Genomic DNA, 23175 nt, shown 5'->3' on the forward strand with positions numbered 1-23175 from the left:
TTGACTTCCCTCCGCGGGGGGGGGCGGGCGGGGGGGGCGGGGGGGCGCCGGGGGGGGGGCCCCCCCCGGGGGGGGGGGCCGGGGCCCCCCCCCCCCGGGGGGGGGGGGGGGGCCCCCCCCCCCCCCCCACCCCTCTCGCGTTGCTCTGCCTCGCCTACTTGCTGGCGCCCTCTTCGATGACGGCCTCGGCGACGGCCTTCATGGTCATCCGGCGGTCCATCGAGGTCTTCTGGATCCACCGGAACGCGGCCGGCTCGGAGAGCCCGAACTTGGTCTGCAGCACGCTCTTGGCACGGTCGACCAGCTTGCGCGTCTCCAGGCGCAGGTTGAGGTCCTCGACCTCCAGCTCCAGCGCGCGCATCTCGCTGTAGCGGGAGACGGCCATCTCGATGGCCGGGACCAGGTCGCCCTTGTTGAACGGCTTGACGATGTAGGCCATCGCGCCCGCGTCGCGGGCCCGCTCGACCAGCTCGCGCTGGGAGAAGGCGGTCAGCATCAGCGTCGGCGCGATGTGCGCCTCGTGGATCTGCTCGGCGGCGGAGAGCCCGTCCAGGACGGGCATCTTGACGTCGAGGATGACCAGGTCGGGCTTGAGCTCCTGGGCGAGCCGCACCGCGGTCTCTCCGTCCCCGGCCTCGCCGACGACGGTGTACCCCTCCTCTTCAAGCATCTCCTTGAGGTCGAGGCGGATCAGTGCCTCGTCCTCCGCGATGACGACGCGGGTGGTCGTCGGCGGGACGTGCGGGTCCTGCTGCTCGTCGGCGGCGGTCACGATGCTCCTCGTAGCTCCGGGGCGTACGGGAAGAAGCCTACCTAGCTGCGTCGACGGCGGCTCACACGGTATGGTTCTGCTGCGCACCACCGGCCGGGTTGGTGGAATGGCATACACGGATGTCTCAAACACATCTGCCGAAAGGCTTGCGGGTTCGAATCCCGCACCCGGCACCTCTCTCGACCTCAGGGCCCGCCACGGCGGGCCCTTCTCATTATCTGAGACACACCGCTCAGCGGACACCCCCTGAAAGCGACGGGCTGCCGGTTCGCCCCTTACGTCCCCCGCCGAGACCCTCTGCATGCCGACATTCACTGCCCCGAAGAATCCTATGCAGCCGACGGCGCCTTCTTGGGATTCTTAGGTCAACTCGCGTAGATCAGTGAATAATCCGCACCGACCTGAGCAATGCTCAAATTTGTCCCAGCGACTTGAGGATTCTCTGAGCTGCGGATTCACAGCCAGCGAAGGCATCTATTCAGTAACGGCGTCTATGCATGGGATAAATAGCGGCCCTACGGTGGGGCAACTCTCAAGCAACAGCTCCCCACCCTCGAGAGGCCTTGCATGAGCACCAGCACGCAACCGTCCGAGACGCCGGTCGCAAGTCGCACACTCCGCCGGGAGGTTGGCCTGATCGGCCTCCTCTGGGCATCCGAAGGTTCGATTATCGGATCCGGCTGGCTCTTCGGCGCCAACGGCGCCCTGAAGATGGCCGGCCCGGCCGCTCTGATCTCCTGGGGCATCGCCGCCCTGATCATCATCGTGCTCGCCCTGGTCCATGCGGAGCTGGGCGGCATGTTCGCGATCACCGGCGGCACCGCTCGCTTCCCCCACTACGCCTTCGGTGGGGCCGCCGGCGCCTCGTTCGGCTGGTTCTCCTGGCTGCAGGCCGCATCCGTGGCCCCGGTCGAGGTCGAGGCCATGATCCAGTACGCCCAGCACTGGAAGTGGGCCGACAGCTGGATGACGGTCAAGGACCAGACCCACGTGCTCACACCGCTCGGCATCTTCATCGCGGTGGTACTGCTGGCGATCTGCGTGGCGATCAACTTCCTCGGCATCCGCATGCTGGCCCGGGTCAACAACGCCGCCACCTGGTGGAAGGTCGGCGTCCCGATGCTCGCCATCCTCGCGCTGGCGATGACCAACTTCCACGCGAGCAACTTCACCGGCGGTGGCGGCTTCATGCCGTTCGGCCTCAAGGCCGTGCTGCTCGCCATCCCCGGCAGCGGCATCGTCTTCTCGCTGCTGGGCTTCGAGCAGGCCATCCAGCTCGCGGGCGAGTCCAGCAACCCCAAGCGCGACATCCCGCGCGCCACGATCCTCTCGATCCTGATCGGCGCCGCGATCTACATCCTGGTGCAGGTCGTCTACATCGCCGCGCTGCCGGCCGAGAGCTTCGTCAAGGGCTGGGCCAACCTCAGCTACGCGGGCGATGCCGCCCCGCTCGCGGGCCTCGCCATGGTGGTCGGCATGGGCTGGCTGGCCTTCGTCCTCTTCGCGGACGCCGTCGTCTCGCCCGGAGGCACGGCCCTCATCTACTCCACCTCCACCTCGCGCATCTCCTACGGGCTGAGCCGCAACGGCTACTTCCCCGCCCTCTTCGAGCGCACCGACCGCCGCGGTGTGCCGTGGTTCGGCATGGTGATGGCGTTCGTGGCCGGCTGCGTCTTCTTCCTGCCCTTCCCGAACTGGCAGCAGTTGGTCAACCTGATCACCTCGGCGAGCGTGCTGATGTACGCGGGCGCCCCGCTGGCGCTCGGCGCGTTCCGCAGCCGCCTCCCCGGCTACCCACGTGCCTACACGCTGCCCGCCGGCCTGACGATGGCTCCGATCGCGTTCATCCTGGCGAACTTCATCATCGTCTGGTCCGGCTGGACGACGGTGTGGAAGCTCGGCGTCGCGATCCTGATCGGCTACCTGCTCCTGGCCATCACCCAGATCTTCAAGCTGAACCCGATCAAGCCGCAGTTGGACTACAAGGCCGCCCAGTGGCTGCTCCCCTACCTCGGCGGCATCGGGCTGCTGGAGTACCTGAGCAGCTTCGGCCCGATGAAGAACCCGGTGCTGCCCTTCGGCTGGGACATGGGCGCTGTCGCGGTCTTCAGCCTGGCGATCTACTTCTGGGCGATGGCGGTGGCCCTGCCCACCGAGCGCATCGAGAGCATGATCGAGGAGACGGTCGTCGTCGAGCAGGGCGGCCACTGACCCCCACCTCACGGTGACATGACCGAGCCCGGTCGGAGCAGTGCCGCTCCGGCCGGGCTCTTCTCTGTTCTCGCGCTTCTCGCGCTTCTCGCGCTTCTCGTGCTTCTCGTGCTTCTCGTGCCCGCGTTACCGCTTGGTCGGCAGCGGCAGGTCGTCCTGGCCCACGTGGTGGACGCGGACCAGGTTGGTGGAGCCCGCCAGGCCGGGCGGGGAGCCGGCGGTGATGACGACGATGTCGCCGACCTCGCAGCGGCCGATGGCCAGCAGCGCCGCGTCGACCTGGTCGATCATCTCGTCGGTGGTGCCGACGAACGGGCCGAGGAAGGTCTCCGTGCCCCAGGTCAGCGCGAGCTGGCTGCGGACGGCCGGCTCGTAGGTGAAGGCCAGCACCGGGATCGGCGAGCGGTAGCGCGACAGGCGGCGCGCGGTGTCGCCGGACTGGGTGAACGCCACCAGGTACTTGGCGTGCAGGAAGTCGCCGATCTCGGCGGCCGCGCGGGCGACCGCGCCGCCCTGGGTGCGCGGCTTGTTCGACGTGGTGAGCGGCGGCAGGCCGGCCGCGAGGACGTCCTCCTCGGCGGCGCAGACGATGCGGGACATCGTCGCGACCGTCTCCACCGGGAACTTGCCGACGCTGGTCTCGCCGGAGAGCATCACCGCGTCCGCGCCGTCGAGGATGGCGTTGGCGACGTCGGAGGCCTCGGCACGGGTCGGCCGGGAGGCGCTGATCATCGAGTCCAGCATCTGCGTCGCCACGATGACCGGCTTGGCGTTGCGGCGGCACAGCTTGATGGCGCGCTTCTGGACGAGTGGCACCTGCTCCAGCGGCATCTCGACGCCGAGGTCGCCGCGGGCGACCATGACGGCGTCGAAGGCGTCGACGATCTCCTCGAGGTTGTCGACCGCCTGCGGCTTCTCCACCTTGGCGATGACCGGGACGAAGCGCCCCTCCTCGCTCATGATGCGGTGGACGTCCTTGATGTCGTCCGCGCTGCGGACGAAGGAGAGGGCGACCAGGTCGGCGCCGATACGGAGCCCCCAGCGCAGGTCGGCGACGTCCTTGTCGCTCAGCGCGGGAACGGAGACGGCCACACCGGGAAGGTTGAGGCCCTTGTGGTCGGAGACCATGCCGCCCTCGACCACGGTGCAGTGCACGTCCTGGCCCTCGACGGCGGTGACTTCGAGCGAGACCCGGCCGTCGTCGACCAGGATGCGCTCACCGGGGGTGACGTCCTGGCACAGGCCCTTGTAGGTGGTGCCGCAACGGTTGCGGTCGCCCTCGACGTCGGCGGTGGTGATGGTGAAGGAGTCCCCGCGCTCCAGCAGCACGGGCCCTTCGGCGAAGGTGTCCAGACGGATCTTGGGGCCCTGCAGGTCGACCAGGATGCCGACGCTGCGGCCGGTCTCGTCCGCGGCCTTGCGGACTCGGCGGTAACGGTCCTCGTGCTCGGCGTAGCTGCCGTGGCTGAGGTTGAAGCGGGCCACGTCCATACCGGCGTCGACGAGCGCTTTGATCTGCTCGAAGCTGTCGGAGGCGGGGCCTAGCGTACAGACGATTTTTGCTCGGCGCATGGAACGAGCCTAGATCCTACCCGGCGGTAGCTTCACGGCGCTGGCGGTCCGTCAGATGTCTTTTGTCCGACGAGGCGTTGAAGATTCCGAAACGTACATCCCCGATACGCGCACATGAACTGCGAGGGAACACTTCCTTGCCGTACGCCCCTCCCCCTGTCGAACGCGCGTCGGTGCCGCCTAGGCTGCCGGGCGTGGAACGGGTACGACGCACGACGGCACTGGCAGCGGCCGCGGCACTCGCGCTGACCGGCGTGGCCGTATGGCAGCTCGCGGGGGGCGCGCAAGGAGCACCGGGCGCTGACGCGTCGCCGGGACAGGGCGACGGCTACGCGGCCCTGCCGCACACCTCCGTGCAGGTCTCCCCCGGCGGCTGCGGCACGGGCTGGTCCTCGGGGCACGCCGGACTCCAGGCCCTGGAGGTCACCAACACCGGTATCGCCCCCGCCGACGTGGACCTGGTCGTCCCGGCGACGGGCGTGGTCCTCGGCGAGGTCGAGGGGCTGGCGCCGACCCGCTCCCGGCCGATCGTGGTCCGGCTGGCGGCCGGCTCGTACGCGCTGCGCTGCCTGGTGTCGGACACCGACGCCGTCACCGGCCCCACCGTCCGCGTCACCGGCTCCGCGGCCGGCTCCACAGCCGGCTCAGGATCCGACTCCGCCGCCGACTCCGCCGCCGGTTCCGCGACGGGGACGGCCGCGGTCGTACCCGTCACACAGCAGGACCTGATCCCCGCCGCGCTCGCCTACCAGAAGTGGGTCGCCGGCCAACTCCCCGGGCTGGTCGCCGACGTGACGGCGCTGCACGCCTCGGTCGCCTCCGGCGACCTCGCGGGGGCGCGGCAGCGCTGGCTCACCGCCCACCTCGCCTACGAGCGCCTCGGCGCGGCCTACGGCGCCTTCGGTGACGTGGACGACGAGATCAACGGCCCGCGCCACCACGACACCGGCTTCCACGGCGTCGAGTACGGCCTGTGGCACCAGGGCACGACCACCGGCCTGGAGCCGGTCGCGGCCAAGCTGCTCAGCGACGTCCAGGGGCTGGCAGCCGCGTGGCCGAAGGTGCAGTTGGACCCGGCGGTCCTGGGCGTGCGGGCGCACGAAATCGTCGAGAACGCGATCGAGTTCGAACTGAGCGGCCGCACCGACTACGGCAGCGGCTCCAACCTGGCGACGGTCGGCGCGAACCTGGACGGCACCACGGAGGTGCTCACGCTGCTGCGCCCGCTGCTGACCTCGCGCGTCCCGATGCCGGGCATCGACGCGGCGATGGCTGCGGCCCGCGCTCAGCTGACCGCCGACGGCGACGTGCCGCTCGGCGTTCTCACGCAGCCGCAGCGGGAGAAGCTGAACGCGGTGTTCGGGGACCTGGTGGAACAGCTCGCGCCGGTGGCGGCGGTGCTGGACGTGCGGAGGACGCAGTGAGGGACATCGCACGACGGTCGGTGCTGGCCGGCGCCCTGGCAACCGGCGCGGCCGTGACGCTGACAGGTGCCGCCACCGGCTCCCCCTCGCCGTCCGAGGAGGCCCGTGGCTTCCACGGCGTGCACCAGGCCGGCGTCCTCACCCCCAAACGCCGCGTGGCGGCCTTCGTCTCCTTCGACGTGACCGTCGCCGACCGCGCCGGGCTCGGCGAGCTGTTCGCGACGCTGACCGACCGCGTGCGGGCACTGACCGCCGGGGGCGTGCCGGAGCCGCTCGGGATCAGCGCGCCGCCCTCCGACTCCGGGGTGCTGGGCCCCGTACCGCCCGGCGGCGCGCTCACCGCGCTGCTCGCCGTGGGCGGTTCGCTCTTCGACGACCGCTTCGGGCTCGCCGCCCGCAAGCCCGTGCGGCTGAGCACCATGCCGGCCTTCCCCGACGACGACCTCGACCCCGCCCAGTGCCACGGCGACCTGCTGCTGCAACTGGAGGCCGACGACACCGACGTGCTCGCCTACGCGCTGCGTGACCTCGCCCGGCACACCCGGGGCGGGATGCAGGTGCGCTGGCGGATCGACGGGTTCGCCTCGCCGCCGCGTCCGGTCGGCACCCCGCGCAACCTGATGGGCTTCCGCGACGGCACCGCCAACCCGGACACCACCGACACCCGCCTGATGGACCGCCTGCTCTGGGTCGACGCGGGCCAGGGCGAGCCGGCCTGGGCGACGGACGGCTCCTACCTCGCCGTCCGGCTGATCCGGATGCTGGTGGAGTTCTGGGACCGGGTCAACATCACCGAGCAGGAGCGGATGTTCGGCCGCCGCAAGGACTCCGGCGCGCCGCTCGACGGACAGGCCGAGACGGACACGCCCGACTTCGGCGCCGACCCGACCGGCGACGTCATCCCGATGGACTCCCACATCCGCATGGCCAACCCGCGCACGGCGCAGACGGCCGAACAGCGGCTGCTGCGCCGGGGCTTCAACTACGACCGCGGCACCGACGCCAACGGCAACCTCGACATGGGGCTGGTCTTCTGCGCGTTCCAGCAGGACCTGGAGCGCCAGTTCGCCACCGTGCAGAAGCGCCTGGCCGGGGAGCCGCTGGTCGACTACGTCCGCCCCTTCGGCGGCGGCTACTTCTTCGCCCTGCCGGGTGTTCAGGACGCGAACGACCGCTTCGCGCGCGGACTCCTGACGTGATCTACGCGCGCAGAGACCAGGCTTCGCCGGCCGTTTACTGACACGTCATCCGCTGGGCTCCGGCGCGTCGGCCGCTCCGCCAAGGATGCGGACGCGACGTTGAAGTGAAGAGTCATCGGAGGGGATCTCGGGATGAGTGGCAACACGGACAGGACGACGGGCACGCGGCGCGGTCGCCGCTGGGCCGCGCTGGCGGGCGCGGCCGCACTGACGGTCGCCGCGGGCACCGCGCCGGCCTGGGCGGACTCTGCGGACCACGGCGGCAGCAGCGGCCACGGCCACGTGCACACCACCACGCCGATCAAGCACCTGGTGGTGATCTTCCAGGAGAACGTCTCCTTCGACCACTACTTCGGCACCTACCCGAAGGCCGCCAACACCGACGGCACGCCGTTCACGGCCGCGAGGAACACCCCGAAGACGGCGAACAACCTGGTCACCTCGGGTCTGCTGACCACCAACCCGAACCTGTACGCGCCGCAGCGCCTCTCCTCCGCGCAGGCGCTGACCTGCGACCAGAACCACAACTACACGCCGGAGCAGTACGCCGCCGACGGCGGCAAGATGGACAAGTTCGTCCAGTACACCTCCAAGGACACCTGCTCCGGCGGCCTGTTCGGCGCCCCGGGCCTGGCCATGGACTACTACGACGGCAACACCGTCACCGCGTTGTGGAACTACGCCCAGCACTACACGCTGAGCGACAACTCCTTCTCGGACGTCTACGGCCCCTCCACCCCCGGCGCGCTGAGCCTGGTCTCCGGCCAGACCCACGGCGTGGTCTCGGTCACCGGCACCGGCAGTACCGAGAACCCGACCCAGACCGCCACCCCGGACGCCTACACGGTGCACTCGCCGAACGCGCAGGGTGTCGGCACCGTCGTCGGCGACCCGGACCCGGCCTACGACGACTGCGCCGACAGCAACCACACCTCCACCAACGCGCTGGCGGAGATGCAGGGCAAGAACGTGGGCGACCTGCTCAACGCCAAGCACGTCACCTGGGGCTGGTTCCAGGGCGGCTTCCGTCCGACCACCGCGTACAACGGCACCAGCGGCTACGCGGTCTGCGGCGCCACGCACACCAACATCGGCGGGGCCACGGTCGCGGACTACAGCGCGCACCACAACCCGTTCGAGTACTACAAGTCGACCTCGAACCCGCACCACCTGCCCCCGGCGAGCGTGTCGGAGATCGGCAACGCGGGCCAGGCGAACCACGAGTACGACCTGACCGACTTCGACTCGGCGCTGGCCGCGGGCCACCTGCCGGCCGTCAGCTTCCTCAAGGCCGGCGAGTACCAGGACGGCCACGCGGCCTACTCGGACCCGCTGGACGAGCAGCAGTTCCTGGTCAAGGAGATCAACGCGCTGGAGTCCTCCCCGGACTGGTCCTCCACCGCGGTCGTCATCGCCTACGACGACTCCGACGGCTGGTACGACCACGTCTACCACGCTCCGACCAACGGCTCGACGGACGCCACCGTCTCGGGCGGCGTGGCCACCGACTCCCCGGCCTGCCAGGCCGGTCCGGCCGCGAAGAAGGGCTACGCCGACCGCTGCGGCTCCGGCCCGCGTCAGCCGATGCTGCTGATCTCGCCCTACGCGCGCACCAACCACATCTCGCACAGCTACACCACGCAGTCCTCCATCACCCGCTTCATCGAGGACAACTGGAAGCTCGGCCGGGTCGGTGACGGCTCCTTCGACGCCACCGCCGGCTACCTCAGCTACGGCTTCGACTTCCGCCACCCGAACAACGTGCGGGTGCTGCTGAACACGAACGGCTCCGTCGCCTCGGTCACCCCGATCCGCCACGGCGACAACGGCGACACCCCGGAGGCGATCCAGGCCTCCCCGGCGGCCGCCTCCGCGTCCGACGACAGCGCGACGATGCTCTCCATCAGCCTGGGCGCGGCGGCCGTCGCCGCCCTCGGCACCGGCTGGGCGGTCTCCCGCCGCTCGCGCCGCAGGGCGATGGCGTCCTGACGTCAGGCGCCTGACTCCCCGCCCGACACCTGACGGCTGAGCCCGTCGGAGGGCCGGACCCGCTGCCCGGGTCCGGCCCTCCGGCGCGTGCGGAGGCGGGCGGGCGTGCGCGGGTCGCCGGGGGCGCGCGAGGGTGCGGGTGGGGGTTCGTGTGGGCGGTGGTGGAACCGCTGGGCGTGTCCGTACGTCGCAGAGATATGCGACCCGTCCGTTCCCTCGCCCTCACCGCGCTCCTGCTCGCCGCCGTCTCCGGCTGTGCCAGTTCCACCCCGCCCGCGACGACGCCCGTCAGTCCGGCGCCCGGCACCGCGCAGGCGACCGCCTCGTTCACGACGCGGGCCGGACAGCTCGCCTCGGGCTGGAACGGCTCACCGGTGCAGCAGACCTGGGAGGCCGGCTACGTCCCGGCCGACGACGGTGTGCGCCTCGCGCCGGGCGCCTGGCACTCGCCGGCGGACAAGGCCGCATACCTGGGCGGCAAGTTCCACTACGCCACCCACCTCCCGATGGGCCCGGCACAGCAGACCATCCACTTCGACTCCGGGACCCAGCGCACGCTGCCGGGTCTGAGCCCCGGCGACGCGCTGCGGACGGAGGCGCAGAGCCGCTGCCCGAAGTCGGGTTGCCCGACCACGGAGCTCACGGTCACCTCGGCGACGGCCACGACCGAACGGGAGCGGACCAGCCAGGGCATGGCCACCGTCCCCGCCTGGGCCTTCACGATCGCGGGCTACCAGGGTGAGTTCGTCTTCCCCGCGGTCCACGCCGAGAAGCTGCCGCAGCAGCCGGTCGCCAACCTGGAGGGCTCGGGCTACCAGGGCGCGCGCCTGGTCTCCGTCTCCCCGGACGGCCGCACACTGACCCTCCAGGTCGTCGACACCTGCGGCCACGAGAAGCCCACCGGGCTGCTCTACGAGACGAAGGACGTGGTCGTTGTCGGGGCGACGGACATCGCGACGGGCAAGCCGGTCACCTCGTGCGGCGAGGCCGCTGTCCCGGTGCGGACCCAGGTCCACCTGAGCGACACCCTCAGCGGCCGTAGCGTCCTCAACGTCCTGGACGGGGTCCCCGAGTTCCCGCAGGGGTAGCCCCGTCCGACACGTCCGAACCGCTGCCGACCGCTCAGACGAGGGCGGTCACCAGCAGCGTGAAAGCGGCGATGATGACGGCCACGCGGACGTAGTGGAAGCGCAGCCAGCGGTTCAGCTGCTCCTTCCAGTCCTCGGGCCGGTTCTCGGGCGTCCACGTCTTGTTCCGGTTGTTGATCGGCACGAGCAGCAGCACCGACATGACCACACTGAGGACGAGCAGGGCGCCGGCCGCGACGACGAGGCCGGTGCCGTGGTGGTGCCACGCGGCGACGGCCCAGACCGCGCTGAGCAGCAGCGAGCCGATGTACCAGAACGGCATCACGGCCCCGAGCATCCGGCCCCCATGGGCGTGGCCCAGCTGGCCACTGTCCTCGGGGAGCGCGTCGAGAATCGGGTTGACGACGAAGAGGACGGCGAACTCCACCCCCACCATCAGACCGACGACCACGGTGGTGAACACCTGAAGTGCGCTGAGCATGATGACCCTCCCGGGATCTAGCATTGCTAGCTGATGAGGCAACGCTAGTACTACTGCCGCTCGGTTGTCTAGCGGTGCTAGCATCAAGTCATGTCGGTACAGGAACGCAAGCAGCGCGAGCGGGCGGAGCGCGAACGCCTCATCGTGGCGACGGCCAGGGAACTCGCCGAGCAGCAGGGCTGGGACGCGGTCACCACCCGCCGGCTCGCCGAGCGCATCGAGTACAGCCAGCCGGTGCTCTACAGCCACTTCCAGGGCAAGCGCGAGATCATCGGCGCCGTCGCCCTGGAGGGTGCGACCGAGCTGGCCACGGCGGTGCGGGCGGCGGCTTCGGCCGTGGAAGGTCCGCGCGCCAGGGTCAGCGCCCTCGCCCACGCCTACCTCGACTTCGCCGAACGCAACCCGGCGGTCTACGACGCCATCTTCCAGCTCGACGGGGGCTTGGCCTTCGCCCACGAGGACACCCCGGCGCCGCTGAAGGACGCCTTCGCCGCCCTGCTGGAGAGCCTCGGCGAGGTGGCCGGGGAGGGCGTCCACCCGGGACTGTTCACCGAGGTGTTCTGGGCGGCCCTGCACGGGGTGGCCACCCTGACCCGGGCGGGACGTCTGCCCCCGGGGGATGTCGAGTGGCGGGTGAACCTGCTGGTGGACCGGCTCGCCGTGCTCTGAGGCCCCGCGCCCCCAGGGCCCGAGGCCACGCGTTCACAGGCCACGCGCTCCAAGGCCACGCGCTCCGAAAACACGAACAACGGCACCAGCCCCCCGTACTTGGTCGGGGACAGGGGGCAGGTGCCGTCCATGGTTCGCCGCGTGCGATCCGGCGCCGTTGCAGGCCACGCGGACGTGTCAGCTCGTCAGAGCGTCAGCCTCACACCGTGAGCGGACGGTCCGTCGGGCGGATCGGGGCGGGCAGCGTGGAGGCGCGGCCCGAAAGGTAGGAGTCGACCGCCTTGGCCGCGCTGCGGCCTTCGGCGATGGCCCAGACGATCAGCGACTGGCCACGGCCGGCGTCACCGGCCACGAAGACGCCATCGACGTTGGTGGCGAAGCGGCCGTCGCGGGCGACGTTGCCTCGCGCGTCCAGGTCCACACCGAGCTGCTCGACCAAGCCGTTCTTCACGTCGGTGCCCGTGAAGCCCATGGCCAGGGTGACCAGCTGGGCCGGGATGGCCCGCTCGGTGCCGGGGACCGGCTCGAAGCGGCCCTCGCTGAACACTACCTCAACCAGGTGGAGCTGCTGGACGTTGCCGTCCTCGTCCCCGGTGAAGTGGGTGGTGTTGACGGAGTACATCCGCTCACCGCCCTCCTCGTGGGCCGAGGTGACCTTGTAGACCATGGGCATGGTCGGCCAGGGCTGCCCGGTCGGCCGGTCCTCGCTCGGCTGGGGCATGATCTCCAGCTGGGTGACCGAGGCCGCGCCCTGGCGGTGCGCGGTGCCGACGCAGTCGGCGCCGGTGTCGCCACCGCCGATGACGACCACGTGCTTGCCGGCGGCGCTGATCGGGGAGTCGACGTAGTCGCCCTCCTGCACCTTGTTGGCCAGCGGCAGGAACTCCATGGCCTGGTAGACACCGGTGAGCTCGCGGCCCGGCACGTTCAGGTCGCGGGCCGTGGTCGCACCGGCCGCGACGACGACCGCGTCGAAGCGCTCGCGCAGCTGACGGCCGGTGATGTCGACGCCCACCTCGACGCCGGTGCGGAACCGGGTGCCCTCCGCGCGCATCTGCTCGACGCGACGGTTGACGTGGCGCTTCTCCATCTTGAACTCGGGGATGCCGTAGCGCAGCAGGCCGCCGACGCGGTCGGCCCGCTCGTACACCACCACTGTGTGCCCGGCGCGGGTGAGCTGCTGGGCGGCGGCCAGACCGGCCGGCCCGGAGCCGACCACGGCGACGGTCTTGCCGGAGAGGCGGTCCGGGACCTGCGGCGTCACACTGCCGTTGTCCCAGGCCTTGTCGATGATGGTGACCTCGACGTTCTTGATGGTCACCGCGTCCTGGTTGATGCCCAGGACACAGGCCGACTCGCACGGGGCCGGGCAGAGGCGACCGGTGAACTCCGGGAAGTTGTTGGTCGCGTGCAGGCGCTCGGTCGCGCCCTTCCAGTCGTCGCGGAAGGCCAGGTCGTTCCACTCGGGGATGAGGTTCCCGAGCGGGCAGCCGTTGTGGCAGAACGGGATGCCGCAGTCCATGCAGCGACCGGCCTGCTTGCTGATGATGGGCAGCAGCGAGCGCTCGACGTAGACCTCGTTCCAGTCACGGACGCGCTCGACGACCGGACGGCGCTCGGCCAGCTGCTTGGGCGTGGTGAGGAAGCCCTTCGGGTCAGCCATGTGCCGCCTCCATCATCTTCCGGGTGGTCTCGGACTCGGAGAGTCCGTCTCGCTCGGCGGCGTCCTTGGCGGCGAGCACGGCCTTGTAGTCGGTGGGCATGATCTTGGAGAAGCGGGAGACGCCGCCGCCCCAGTCGGCCAGGAGCTCGGCGGCCACCGTGGAGCCGGTCTCCTCGTAGTGCTGCTGCACGGTCTCGCGCAGCCACTCGCGGTCCTTGGCGTCGGGCGCCTCGATACCGACCAGGCCGCCGTTGACGTTGGCCGGACGCAGGTCCAGCACGAAGCCGATACCGCCGGACATACCCGCCGCGAGGTTGCGGCCGGTCTCGCCGAGGATCACCACGCGACCACCGGTCATGTACTCCAGGCCGTGGTCACCCACGCCCTCGACGACCAGGGTGGCCCCGGAGTTGCGGACGGCGAAGCGCTCACCGGCCTTGCCGCGCAGGTGGATCCGGCCCGAGGTGGCGCCGTAGCCGACGGTGTTGCCGGCGATCACGTGGTTCTGCGCGTCGGCGCCGATCGCGGAGGCGTCGCGGGACGGACGGACGATCACGACACCGCCGGACAGACCCTTGCCGACGTAGTCGTTCGTGTCGCCCTCGAGGCGGATGGTGATGCCGCGCGGCACGAAGGCGCCCAGCGACTGGCCGGCGGAGCCGGTCAGGGTGATGTCGATGGTGCCCTCGGGCAGGCCCTCGCCGCGGTAACGCTTGGTCACCTCGTAGCCGAGCATGGTGCCGACGGTGCGGTTGACGTTGCGGACCGGCAGCTGGATCTTGACGGCGTCGCCGCGCTCCAGCGCGTCCTCGGCCAGCGCGATCAGCTGGTTGTCCAGCGCCTTGTCCAGGCCGTGGTCCTGGACCGTGGTCTGGTACAGCGAGGACTCGACGTCCGGGACGTGCAGCAGCGGAGCAATGTCCAGGCCGCTGGCCTTCCAGTGGTCGATCGCGTCGGTCGCGTCGATGAACTCGGCGTGGCCGACGGCCTCCTCGATGGAGCGGAAGCCCAGCTCGGCGAGGATCTCGCGAACCTCCTCGGCGATGAACTCGAAGAAGTTCACCACGAACTCCGGCTTGCCGGAGAAGCGCTCGCGCAGCACCGGGTTCTGCGTGGCGACGCCGACCGGGCAGGTGTCCAGGTGGCAGACGCGCATCATGATGCAGCCGGAGACGACGAGCGGCGCGGTCGCGAAACCGAACTCCTCGGCGCCGAGCAGCGCGGCGATGACCACGTCACGGCCGGTCTTGAGCTGACCGTCGGTCTGCACGACGATGCGGTCGCGCAGGCCGTTGAGCAGCAGCGTCTGCTGGGTCTCGGCCAGGCCGAGCTCCCAGGGGCCACCGGCGTGCTTGAGGGACGTGAGCGGGCTGGCGCCCGTTCCGCCGTCGTGGCCGGAGACCAGCACGACGTCCGCGTGGGCCTTGCTGACGCCCGCCGCGACCGTGCCGACGCCGACCTCGGAGACCAGCTTCACGTGGATGCGGGCGACCGGGTTGGCGTTCTTCAGGTCGTGGATGAGCTGGGCGAGGTCCTCGATGGAGTAGATGTCGTGGTGCGGCGGCGGGGAGATCAGGCCCACGCCGGGGGTACTGTGCCGGGTCTTCGCCACCCACGGGTAGACCTTGTGGCCGGGCAGCTGACCGCCCTCACCGGGCTTGGCGCCCTGGGCCATCTTGATCTGGATGTCGTCCGCGTTGACCAGGTACTCGCTGGTGACGCCGAAGCGGCCGGAGGCGACCTGCTTGATCGCGGAACGGCGCGACGGGTCGTACAGGCGCTCCGGGTCCTCGCCGCCCTCACCGGTGTTGGACTTGCCACCGATCTGGTTCATGGCGATGGCGAGCGTCTCGTGGGCTTCGAGGGAGATCGAGCCGTAGGACATCGCACCGGTCGAGAAGCGCTTGACGATCTCGGCGACCGACTCGACCTCCTCGATCGGGATCGGCCCGCGCTCGGCGCCCGGCTTGAACTTGAAGAGCCCGCGCAGCGTCATCAGGCGCTCGGACTGCTCGTTCACGCGCGAGGTGTACTGCTTGAAGATGTCGTACCGCTTGGTGCGGGTCGCGTGCTGGAGCCGGAAGACGGTCTCCGGGTCGAACAGGTGCGGCTCGCCCTCGCGGCGCCACTGGTACTCGCCGCCGATCTCCAGGCGGCGGTGCGCCGGGGAGATGCCGGAGGCCGGATAGGCCTGGGCGTGGCGGGCGGCGGTCTCCTTGGCGATCTCCTCCAGGGAGATGCCGCCGAGCTTGGTGGTGGTGCCGGCGAAGTAGCCGTCCACCAGCTCCTGGGAGAGGCCGATGGCCTCGAAGACCTGGGCGCCGCGGTAGGAGGCGACGGTGGAGATGCCCATCTTGGACATCACCTTGAGCACGCCCTTGCCCAGCGCCTTGATCAGGTTGCGGATCGCCTTCTCCGGCTCGATGCCGGTGATGAAGGTGCCCTGCGCGACCAGGTCCTCGACGGACTCCATGGCCAGGTAGGGGTTGACCGCGCCCGCGCCGTAGCCGATGAGCAGCGCGACGTGGTGCACCTCGCGCACGTCACCGGCCTCGACGATCAGGCCGACGTGGGTGCGCTGCTTGGTGCGGATCAGGTGGTGGTGCACCGCGGAGGTGAGCAGCAGCGAGGGGATCGGCGCGTGCTCGGCGTCCGAGTGGCGGTCGGAGAGCACGATCAGGCGGGCGCCGTCGGCGATCGCCGCGTCGGCCTCGGCCGCTATCTCCGCCAGGCGGGAGGCGAGCGCCGCGCCGCCGCCGGAGACCTTGTACAGGCCGGAGAGCGTGACCGCCTTCAGGCCCGGCAGGTCGCCGTCCGCGTTGATGTGGATCAGCTTGGCCAGCTCGTCGTTGTCGATGACCGGGAACGGCACCACGACGGAACGGCAGGAGGCGGCCTCGGCGTCCAGCAGGTTGCCCTCGGGGCCCAGGTTGGAGCCGAGCGAGGTGACCAGCTCCTCGCGGATGGCGTCCAGCGGCGGGTTGGTGACCTGCGCGAACAGCTGCGTGAAGTAGTCGAAGAGCAGGCGCGGCTTGGAGCTGAGCGCGGCGATCGGCGAGTCGGTGCCCATCGAGCCGAGGGCCTCACCGCCGGTCTTGGCCATCGGCGCCAGGATGACGCGCAGCTCCTCCTCGGTGTACCCGAAGGTCTGCTGACGGCGGGTGACCGAGGCGTGGGTGTGCGCGATGTGCTCGCGCTCCGGCAGCGCGTCCAGCTTGATCGAGCCCGCGTGCAGCCACTCCGCGTAGGGGTTCTCGGCCGCGAGCGCGGACTTGATCTCCTCGTCGTCGACGATGCGGCCCTCGGCGGTGTCCACCAGGAACATCTTGCCCGGCTGCAGACGGCCCTTGCGGACGATCTGGTCCTGCGGGATGTCCAGGACGCCGACCTCGGAGGCGAGCACGACCAGGCCGTCGGCGGTGACCCAGTAGCGGGCCGGGCGCAGGCCGTTGCGGTCGAGCACGGCGCCGATCTGGGTGCCGTCGGAGAAGGTGACGCAGGCCGGACCGTCCCAGGGCTCGATCAGGTTCGAGTGGAACTGGTAGAAGGCGCGGCGGGCCGGCTCCATGGTGGCGTGGTTCTCCCACGCCTCCGGGATCATCATCAGCACCGAGTGGGGCAGCGAACGGCCGCCCAGGTGGAGCAGCTCCAGCACCTCGTCGAAGGAGGCGGTGTCGGAGTGGTCCGGCGTGCAGATCGGGAAGATCCGCTTCAGGTCGCCGGGGATCAGGTCCGTGGCCAGCTGCGACTCGCGGGCCGTCATCCAGTTGCGGTTGCCCTTGACGGTGTTGATCTCACCGTTGTGCGCGACGAAGCGGTACGGGTGCGCCAGCGGCCAGCTCGGGAAGGTGTTGGTGCTGAAGCGGCTGTGGACAAGGCAGAGCGCGGACGCGAAGGACCGGTCGGACAGGTCCGGGAAGAACGGCTCCAGCTGCCCGGTGGTGAGCATGCCCTTGTAGACGATGGTGCGCGCGGAGAGCGAGGGGAAGTAGACCCCTGCCTCCCGCTCGGCGCGCTTGCGCACGACGAAGGCGATCCGGTCGAGCTCGAGGCCCGTCTTGCGGCCCTCGGCGTCGGTGACGAAGAGCTGGCGGAAGCGCGGCATGACCGAGCGCGCGGTCGCACCCAGCAGGTCCGGGGTGACCGGGACGTCACGCCAGCCGAGGACCGTGAGGCTCTCCTCGGCGGCGATCGCCTCGATCGAGGCGACGGCGGCCGCGTCTGCGGCGTCGTCGTCCGGCAGGAAGGCGATACCGACGGCGTAGCTGCCCTGGGCGGGCAGCTCGAAGCCGGCCTCGGTGGCCTTCTCCGCCAGAAAGGCGTGCGGGATCTGAGTCAGAATGCCGGCACCGTCACCCGAGTCCGGTTCAGCGCCGGTGGCGCCGCGGTGCTCAAGGTTGCGCAGAACGGTGAGGGCCTGCTCGATGATGCGGTGCTCAGCGAGTCCGCTGAGCGAGGCGACGAACCCGACGCCACAGGCGTCGTGCTCGTTGCTCGGGTCGTACAGGCCCTGCTTGGCGGGGCGTGCGTCGGCCAGGGCGGCGTAAGGCCGCGGGGCGTGGGACGCAGACGCAGGCAGCATTGGCTCTCCCGTCGTCGTGATCGGCATGGAGTCAAATCACATGCGCATCCGGGACGACGCTGGCCCTTTGCGATTGCGTGTCGTGCAGGTTACATGATGCCCGAGATTCCACTCAGTGGATTTTTCAGTCCATCATGTGGACGAGCCAGCTGCGTGCGGCCTTGGGTGAAGGCCGTGATGGGGGACATCCCGTGGGGTGCGTCCGCCTCATCCCAGGGTCAGGGGTATTCGGACGTCCTCGCAAGTCTGCCCGATCGCTCCGCCCGCGAAACAGAGCATTCATGCGATTGCCCTGTGTGAGTAACACCACCTGGAACGGGCCCGTGGCAACGCGTAGGGGGCGCGAGGCGCCCCTACCGGCTACCCGATGTGTCCACCGATCAGGCCGCCCAGGAAGTAGGTGACTCCGGCCGCTGCAGCCCCGAGGACCAGCTGGCGCAGGCCGGAGAACCACCAGCTGCGCGCCGTCACCTTGCTGACGACCGCGCCGGCCGCGAACAGGCCGACCACCGAGATCAGCAGCGCGGGCAGCAACGAGGTGGCGCCGAGCAGGAACGGCAGGAGCGGCAGCAGCGCGCCGAGCGCGAAGGCGGTGAAGGAGGAGACCGCCGCGACGACGGGCGACGGCAGGTCGTGCGGGTCGATGCCCATCTCCTCGCGGGCGTGGACCTCCAGCGCCCGCTCCGGGTCCGCGCAGAGCTGACGAGCCACCTCGAAGGCGAGCGCCGGCTCGACACCCCGCTCGATGTAGAGCTGCGCCAGCTCGGCCAGCTCCTCCTGCGGGTTGCGCTCCAGCTCCCGGCGCTCGAGCGCGAGCTCCGCCTGGACCATCTCGCCCTGCGAGGCCACCGAGGTGTACTCCCCCGCCGCCATCGAGAACGCGCCCGCCGCGAGACCGGCCAGGCCGGTCAGCACGATGACGTTGTGGCTCGCACTGCCGCCGACGACACCCGACATGAGCGCGAAGTTGGACACCAGCCCGTCCATCGCCCCGAACACCGCCGGACGCAGCCAGCCGCCGGTCACGTCGCGGTGGTCGTGCTTGTACGCCTCGGCGGTCTCGGCTATGTCCTGGGCGCTCATCGTCATCGTCGTCACGCCTAGGAAACTAACGCTCTCATCGTTTCATTTCCAGCAAGGCAGGGCTGCCTTACCCGCGCCCTGACCTGCGAAGTTAGGCCATGCTTGCCTAAGGGCGACGAAGTTATTGAACATGTTCAAAAATCCTGGCATGATGACGCCGTGATCTTCTTCCTGCTGTTCTTCCTGGCCTTCGGCATCGCCGCGACCGTCGGACCGGCCCTGGCCGTGGGACTGGTCATCGCCCTGACCAGCACCTCGCTGCGACGGTCGGAACGCATTTCCCTGCTGCTGTTGGCCGCGGCGGGCCTGTCGGGAGCATGGGTCGTCCTGCTGCACGGCTCCTACCTGCTCCCCGTGGCCGTCGTCCTCGTGGTGGCGAGCACCGCGGCGTCGGGCGCGGCCGGCATGGCCTGGACGGCGCACCGCCGCAGGACTGCGGACCGCCGGAACCTCGCGTGGGGCGGCCGGCAGCCGGGCGCCGCGCCCATGGCCTGAGCGCGCACGGCCCATCGCCTCGAACGGCTCCCGGCCATCGCCGGCTAGGCGGCGCTCAGGCGACCGTCGACCATCTCCAGCACCCGGTCCGCCGCGCTCAGCTGGGCCTTGTCGTGGGTGACCATGACCGTCGCGGTGCCGTGGTCGCGGGTGATCCGGGCCAGCAGGCCCACGATCTGCTCGCCGCGCTCGTGGTCGAGGGCGGAGGTGGGCTCGTCCACCAGCAGTACGGAGGGCTCCGCGAACAGGGCGCGGGCTATGTTGACGCGCTGGCGCTCGCCGCCGGAGAGCTGGTGGGGGCGGCGGTGCTGCTTGCCGTCGGCGAGGCCGACGGAGGCGAGGAGTGCCTCGGCGCGGGGGGCCGCGACGCGGGGGCTCTCCCCGCGCAGGTGGGCGACCACCTGGAGCTGCTCCGTGGCGGTGAGCGAGGCCAGCAGGTTGGACTGCTGGAACACGATGCCGATCCGGTCACGGCGCAGCGTGGTGCGCTGCTTGTCGTTGAGGGCCGCGGCGTCCTCGCCGCCGACCATGACGCGACCGGAGTCGGGCGTCTGGAGGGTCGCCGCGACCGCCAGCAGGCTGGACTTGCCGGAGCCGGACGGACCGACGATGGCGGTGAACTCGCCCGGCGCGACCTCCAGCGAGACCCGGTCCAAGGCGGTCAGCCGACGGTCCCCGTCGGGGTAGGTCAGGACGATGTCGGACAGGGCAAGACTCATCGGGTGGCTCCCAGCGCGGTCAGCGGGTCGACGGAGGTGATGCGGCGGACGGCGAGGGCCGCGCCGGCCAGGCCCAGCAGGACCATGACGACGACCGGGACGGCCACCGTGGCCGCGCCGAGGGTGAACGGCATACCGCTGCCGCCGAGCAGCGCACCACCGGCGAAGCCGATCGCGGCGCCGGCCAGCGCTCCGGTCACCAGCATGGCCAGCGCCTGGGCGAGGGCGTCGCGGACCAGGTAGCCGCTGGACGCGCCGACCGCCTTGAGAACCGCGATGTCGGGCTTGCGCTGCACCGTCCACACGGTGAAGAAGGCGCCGACCACGAGCGCGCTGACCGCGAAGAGGAAGCCCTGGATCATCTGGAGGCTGCCCTGCTCGGCCGAGTAGCCGTCGATGCCCGCGAGCGCGGCGGAGCGGGAGACCGTGTGGGTGTTCTGCGCCTTGTCCAGCGCCGCGACGTCCGCCGAGCCGGGGTCGACCGCGAGGGCGTTCGGCTGCTTGGCGCCGGTGGCCAGCGACCAGGTGTCCGGGGTGGTCCACACGCTGGGCGCGTGGGCGTACGAGCGGTCCGCGGTGATGCCCGAGACCGTGAGCGTCTGCCCGCCGACCGCGACCTGGTCGCCGACCTTGACCTTGCTGTCGTCCGCCACCTTCCGGCTCACCGCGACCTGGCCGTTCTGCGGCGCCGTGCCCGAGACCACCGACGGCAGCAGGTCCGTGGGCGCGCCGAAGACGCTGACCGAGGTGGCGCTGCCGGGCCCGCTCAGCCGGGACATGGCCACGCCGAGCGGCTCGACCCTGCCGATGCCGGGAGCGGACGCGAAGGCCTGCTCCTGCTGCGGGCCTATCGCGCTGTTGCTGAAGGACACCTCCGGCGTCGCGCCCTGCGGGGCGCCGAAGACGATGTCCTGCGTCGGCAGCTGGGCGATCGAGGACGAGGCCGCGGAGGCGAGACCACCGGTGAGGCCGTACAGGAAGACCACCAGGGTGGTGATGAGCGTGACGACCGCGCCCATCAGGGCGAAACGCCCCTTGGCGAAGCGGATGTCACGCAGGGCGACGAACACGGTGTGTACTCCTCGGAGCGGACGGGACGAGCTGACGTCATCCACACTCCCTGCCAGGAAGAGCCGCGCCATCGTGGAGACGATGGGTTCCGAATCAATCGAATGGTTGATGCCGGCGAGGGCTCGGACGTCAGCGCCGGGACGTAGGGTCGATGCCGTGACCAGCGCTCCCCCCACCCAGCACGACCCGTCGCGGACCCCCGCGCTGCGGGCGATGCGGGTCGCCCTGCACGCGATGTTCTACGTGCTGCTGGTCCTCGGCTGCGTCGGCAGCGGGGCCACCACCTGGGTGCTCGGCGCCGGCCTCGGTGCCGCCTACGCCGCGGGCGGTTACTTCGCCCGTTCGCAGGCGCGGCGGGACGGCCTCGTCTGGCTGGCCGGAATCACCGTGCTGTGGGTGGCCCTGGCGGCCACCTCCCCCGGCGCCGGGTACGTCGCCTTCCCGCTCTACTTCCTCTATCTGCACCTGCTGCCGCCGCGTTGGTCGCTGCCCTCGGTCGCGCTGCTGACGGGTGTCGTCATCGCGGCCCAGTCCACCACCGCCGGCGGGCTGACCGCCGCCAAGGTGATAGGGCCCTGCGCGGGCGCCGCCGTCGCGGTGCTGACGGCCTACTGCTACGTGGGCCTGTACCGGGAGAGCCGCCGCCGCCAGGCCCTGATCGACGACCTGGTCCGTACCCGCGACGAGCTGGCCGAGACCCAGCGCGAGGCCGGGCGCCTGGCCGAACGGGCCCGGCTGGCCCGGGAGATCCACGACACGCTGGCCCAGGGGCTCTCCTCCATCGTGCTGCTGGCGCGCTCCGCCGAGTCGGCACTGCCGCCGGGGGCCGAGGCGGCGGCCGGGCGGGTCCGCGAGATCGGGGCCACCGCCTCGGAGAACCTGGCCGAGGCGCGCCGCTTCGTCGCCGGGCTGACACCGCCCTCGCTGCAGGACTCGACCCTGACGGAGGCGCTGCGCCGGGTCACGGCCGGCTGCGGCCCGGTGCCGGAGGTCAGCTTCCACCTGGACGGAGAGCCCTACCCACTGCCGGTGGAGGCCGAGGTCGCACTGCTGCGCCTCACCCAGGAGGCGCTGGCGAACGTGCAGCGCCACGCCCGCGCCGAGCGGGCCGCGGTCACCCTGGCCTACCTGGACGACCAGGTGACGCTCGACGTCTTCGACGACGGCATCGGCTTCACGCCCGAGGCCCCCGCGCGCGCGTCCGACGCGGGAGCAGGCGGTCGTCCGCGGTTCGGCCTGCACGGGATGCGCGAGCGGATCGCGGAGCTGGGCGGCACCCTGACCATCGAGTCGGCTCCGGGCGAGGGGACCGCCGTCGCGGTGGCGATCCCACTGGGCGGCCCGGTCCGGCCTCAGCCGGTCCCCGCCCCACCCGACTCCGCGGGGCACCCCGCCGACGTGCAGGCCGAGCAGCCGGCCGGCCGGCCCGCCGAGCACCCCACCGCACACCCCGTGGAGCACGCCTCGTGATCACCGTCGTCCTGGTCGACGACCACCCCGTCGTCCGGCGCGGCCTGCGGGCCCTGCTGGAGGAGCTGCCCGAGCTGGAGCCGGTCGGCGAGGCGGCGGACGGCGCCGAGGCGCTGCGACTGCTGGAACGCCTCGCGGCCGACGGTCTGCCGCGCCCCGATGTGGTGCTGATGGACCTGCAGATGGGCGCGGGCATGAACGGCGTGACGGCCACCCGGCAGATCACGGCGCTGCCCGATCCCCCGGCGGTGCTGATCCTGACGACGTACAGCACCGATGCGGACATCCTCTCCGCCGTCGAGGCCGGGGCCACCGGCTACCTGCTCAAGGACGCTCCGCCGGAGGAGCTCGCCTCGGCGATCCGCGCCGCCGCCAAGGGCGAGACGGTGCTGGCGCCACCGGTCGCGGCGCGCCTGCTGGGCCGGTCCCGGCCCGGCCGTCCGGTGCTCTCGCCGCGTGAGCTGGAGATCCTGGAGTTGCTGGCCGAGGGGCTGCCCAACCGGCAGATCTCCAAGCGGCTCTTCATCAGCGAGGCCACGGTGAAGACCCACCTGGTGCACGTCTACGAGAAGTTGGGCGTCGACAGCCGCACCTCCGCGATCGCCGCGGGCATGCAGACGGGGCTGATCCGGACCCGGTGAGGGTCCGGATCAGCCCCGCGCGACCGCCCGGGTCGGGAGTGGCTGG

The 23175-nt window shown here is 71.0% G+C and carries 17 protein-coding genes and 1 tRNA gene; 10 read left to right on the plus strand and 8 right to left on the minus strand.

Features of this window, described 5'->3' with window-relative positions; all coding sequences use genetic code 11:
- Positions 1-154 precede the first annotated feature (154 nt).
- Complete coding sequence (locus tag ABH931_RS21735; protein ID WP_370115714.1) at positions 155-772, minus strand: ANTAR domain-containing response regulator; 618 nt, start codon at positions 770-772, stop codon at positions 155-157.
- 92 nt (positions 773-864) lie between these two features.
- On the opposite strand from ABH931_RS21735, the gene ABH931_RS21740 reads away from it, so the two are divergent.
- Positions 865-945, plus strand: a tRNA-Leu gene (locus ABH931_RS21740).
- Between the two features lie 394 nt (positions 946-1339).
- Positions 1340-2983 (plus strand): APC family permease, encoded by a 1644-nt coding sequence (locus ABH931_RS21745; protein ID WP_370115715.1) that lies wholly within the window; start codon positions 1340-1342, stop codon positions 2981-2983.
- 126 nt (positions 2984-3109) lie between these two features.
- Here ABH931_RS21745 and pyk read toward each other — a convergent pair whose 3' ends face one another.
- The gene (pyk, locus tag ABH931_RS21750; RefSeq protein ID WP_370115718.1) at positions 3110-4555 is read right to left on the minus strand and encodes a pyruvate kinase; all 1446 of its coding nucleotides are present in this window, start codon (positions 4553-4555) and stop codon (positions 3110-3112) included.
- Positions 4556-4749: 194 nt separating this feature from the next.
- Between pyk and ABH931_RS21755 the strand changes: the two genes are divergently transcribed.
- The 4 genes from ABH931_RS21755 (at position 4750) to ABH931_RS21770 (ending at position 10255) form a co-directional block, all read left to right on the plus strand.
- Positions 4750-5979, plus strand: a complete 1230-nt coding sequence (locus ABH931_RS21755) for an imelysin family protein (protein ID WP_370115720.1) — start codon at positions 4750-4752, stop codon at positions 5977-5979.
- Positions 5976-7178, plus strand: coding sequence for an iron uptake transporter deferrochelatase/peroxidase subunit (gene efeB, locus ABH931_RS21760; RefSeq protein WP_370115722.1), 1203 nt, complete (start codon positions 5976-5978; stop codon positions 7176-7178). Before ABH931_RS21755 ends, efeB begins: the two co-directional genes overlap by 4 nt.
- A gap of 132 nt (positions 7179-7310) precedes the next feature.
- Entirely contained in the window at positions 7311-9167 is a 1857-nt protein-coding gene (locus ABH931_RS21765) for a phospholipase C (protein WP_370115723.1), read from the plus strand.
- 197 nt (positions 9168-9364) lie between these two features.
- Entirely contained in the window at positions 9365-10255 is an 891-nt protein-coding gene (locus ABH931_RS21770) for a hypothetical protein (RefSeq protein ID WP_370115725.1), read from the plus strand.
- A gap of 34 nt (positions 10256-10289) precedes the next feature.
- Here ABH931_RS21770 and ABH931_RS21775 read toward each other — a convergent pair whose 3' ends face one another.
- Positions 10290-10736, minus strand: a complete 447-nt coding sequence (locus ABH931_RS21775; RefSeq protein ID WP_370115727.1) for an anthrone oxygenase family protein — start codon at positions 10734-10736, stop codon at positions 10290-10292.
- Between the two features lie 90 nt (positions 10737-10826).
- Between ABH931_RS21775 and ABH931_RS21780 the strand changes: the two genes are divergently transcribed.
- Positions 10827-11405 (plus strand): TetR/AcrR family transcriptional regulator, encoded by a 579-nt coding sequence (locus tag ABH931_RS21780; protein WP_370115730.1) that lies wholly within the window; start codon positions 10827-10829, stop codon positions 11403-11405.
- A gap of 199 nt (positions 11406-11604) precedes the next feature.
- Here the strand turns inward: ABH931_RS21780 and ABH931_RS21785 are convergent, their stop codons facing one another.
- The 3 genes from ABH931_RS21785 to ABH931_RS21795 form a co-directional block, all read right to left on the minus strand.
- Positions 11605-13068: a glutamate synthase subunit beta gene (locus ABH931_RS21785; RefSeq protein ID WP_370115732.1), complete on the minus strand. Its 1464-nt coding sequence runs from the start codon at positions 13066-13068 to the stop codon at positions 11605-11607.
- Entirely contained in the window at positions 13061-17575 is a 4515-nt protein-coding gene (gene gltB / locus ABH931_RS21790) for a glutamate synthase large subunit (protein ID WP_370116025.1), read from the minus strand. Before gltB ends, ABH931_RS21785 begins: the two co-directional genes overlap by 8 nt.
- A 435-nt stretch (positions 17576-18010) precedes the next feature.
- A complete protein-coding gene (locus ABH931_RS21795) occupies positions 18011-18733 on the minus strand; it encodes a VIT1/CCC1 transporter family protein (RefSeq protein ID WP_370116028.1) in 723 nt (240 codons plus the stop codon).
- Positions 18734-18892: 159 nt separating this feature from the next.
- Here ABH931_RS21795 and ABH931_RS21800 point away from each other — a divergent pair, with 159 nt between their 5' ends.
- Positions 18893-19228 (plus strand): hypothetical protein, encoded by a 336-nt coding sequence (locus tag ABH931_RS21800; RefSeq protein ID WP_370115735.1) that lies wholly within the window; start codon positions 18893-18895, stop codon positions 19226-19228.
- Positions 19229-19272: 44 nt separating this feature from the next.
- Here ABH931_RS21800 and ABH931_RS21805 read toward each other — a convergent pair whose 3' ends face one another.
- Entirely contained in the window at positions 19273-19947 is a 675-nt protein-coding gene (locus ABH931_RS21805) for an ABC transporter ATP-binding protein (protein ID WP_370115737.1), read from the minus strand.
- Positions 19944-21017 carry an FtsX-like permease family protein gene (locus ABH931_RS21810; RefSeq protein WP_370115739.1) on the minus strand — a complete coding sequence of 358 codons (1074 nt, stop codon included), beginning with the start codon at positions 21015-21017 and terminating at the stop codon, positions 19944-19946. The genes ABH931_RS21805 and ABH931_RS21810 overlap by 4 nt, the downstream gene beginning before the upstream one ends.
- A 157-nt stretch (positions 21018-21174) precedes the next feature.
- Between ABH931_RS21810 and ABH931_RS21815 the strand changes: the two genes are divergently transcribed.
- Both ABH931_RS21815 and ABH931_RS21820 read left to right on the plus strand, forming a co-directional pair.
- The gene (locus tag ABH931_RS21815; RefSeq protein ID WP_370115742.1) at positions 21175-22488 is read left to right on the plus strand and encodes a sensor histidine kinase; all 1314 of its coding nucleotides are present in this window, start codon (positions 21175-21177) and stop codon (positions 22486-22488) included.
- Positions 22485-23129: a response regulator gene (locus ABH931_RS21820; RefSeq protein ID WP_370115744.1), complete on the plus strand. Its 645-nt coding sequence runs from the start codon at positions 22485-22487 to the stop codon at positions 23127-23129. The genes ABH931_RS21815 and ABH931_RS21820 overlap by 4 nt, the downstream gene beginning before the upstream one ends.
- The last annotated feature ends 46 nt before the right edge of the window (positions 23130-23175 follow it).

The sequence above is a fragment of the Streptacidiphilus sp. MAP12-33 genome (genome assembly GCF_041261265.1).
GTDB lineage: Bacteria > Actinomycetota > Actinomycetes > Streptomycetales > Streptomycetaceae > Streptacidiphilus.

What these genes read in the sequence shown, in the direction of transcription:
- ABH931_RS21745 (WP_370115715.1), top strand. Translation starts at nt 1,340, where the DNA reads ATGAGCACCAGCACGCAACCGTCCGAGACGCCGGTCGCAAGTCGCACA.
- pyk (WP_370115718.1), bottom strand. Translation starts at nt 4,555, where the DNA reads ATGCGCCGAGCAAAAATCGTCTGTACGCTAGGCCCCGCCTCCGACAGC.
- ABH931_RS21765 (WP_370115723.1), top strand. Translation starts at nt 7,311, where the DNA reads ATGAGTGGCAACACGGACAGGACGACGGGCACGCGGCGCGGTCGCCGC.
- ABH931_RS21770 (WP_370115725.1), top strand. Translation starts at nt 9,365, where the DNA reads ATGCGACCCGTCCGTTCCCTCGCCCTCACCGCGCTCCTGCTCGCCGCC.
- ABH931_RS21775 (WP_370115727.1), bottom strand. Translation starts at nt 10,736, where the DNA reads ATGCTCAGCGCACTTCAGGTGTTCACCACCGTGGTCGTCGGTCTGATG.
- ABH931_RS21780 (WP_370115730.1), top strand. Translation starts at nt 10,827, where the DNA reads ATGTCGGTACAGGAACGCAAGCAGCGCGAGCGGGCGGAGCGCGAACGC.
- ABH931_RS21785 (WP_370115732.1), bottom strand. Translation starts at nt 13,068, where the DNA reads ATGGCTGACCCGAAGGGCTTCCTCACCACGCCCAAGCAGCTGGCCGAG.
- ABH931_RS21795 (WP_370116028.1), bottom strand. Translation starts at nt 18,733, where the DNA reads ATGAGCGCCCAGGACATAGCCGAGACCGCCGAGGCGTACAAGCACGAC.
- ABH931_RS21805 (WP_370115737.1), bottom strand. Translation starts at nt 19,947, where the DNA reads ATGAGTCTTGCCCTGTCCGACATCGTCCTGACCTACCCCGACGGGGAC.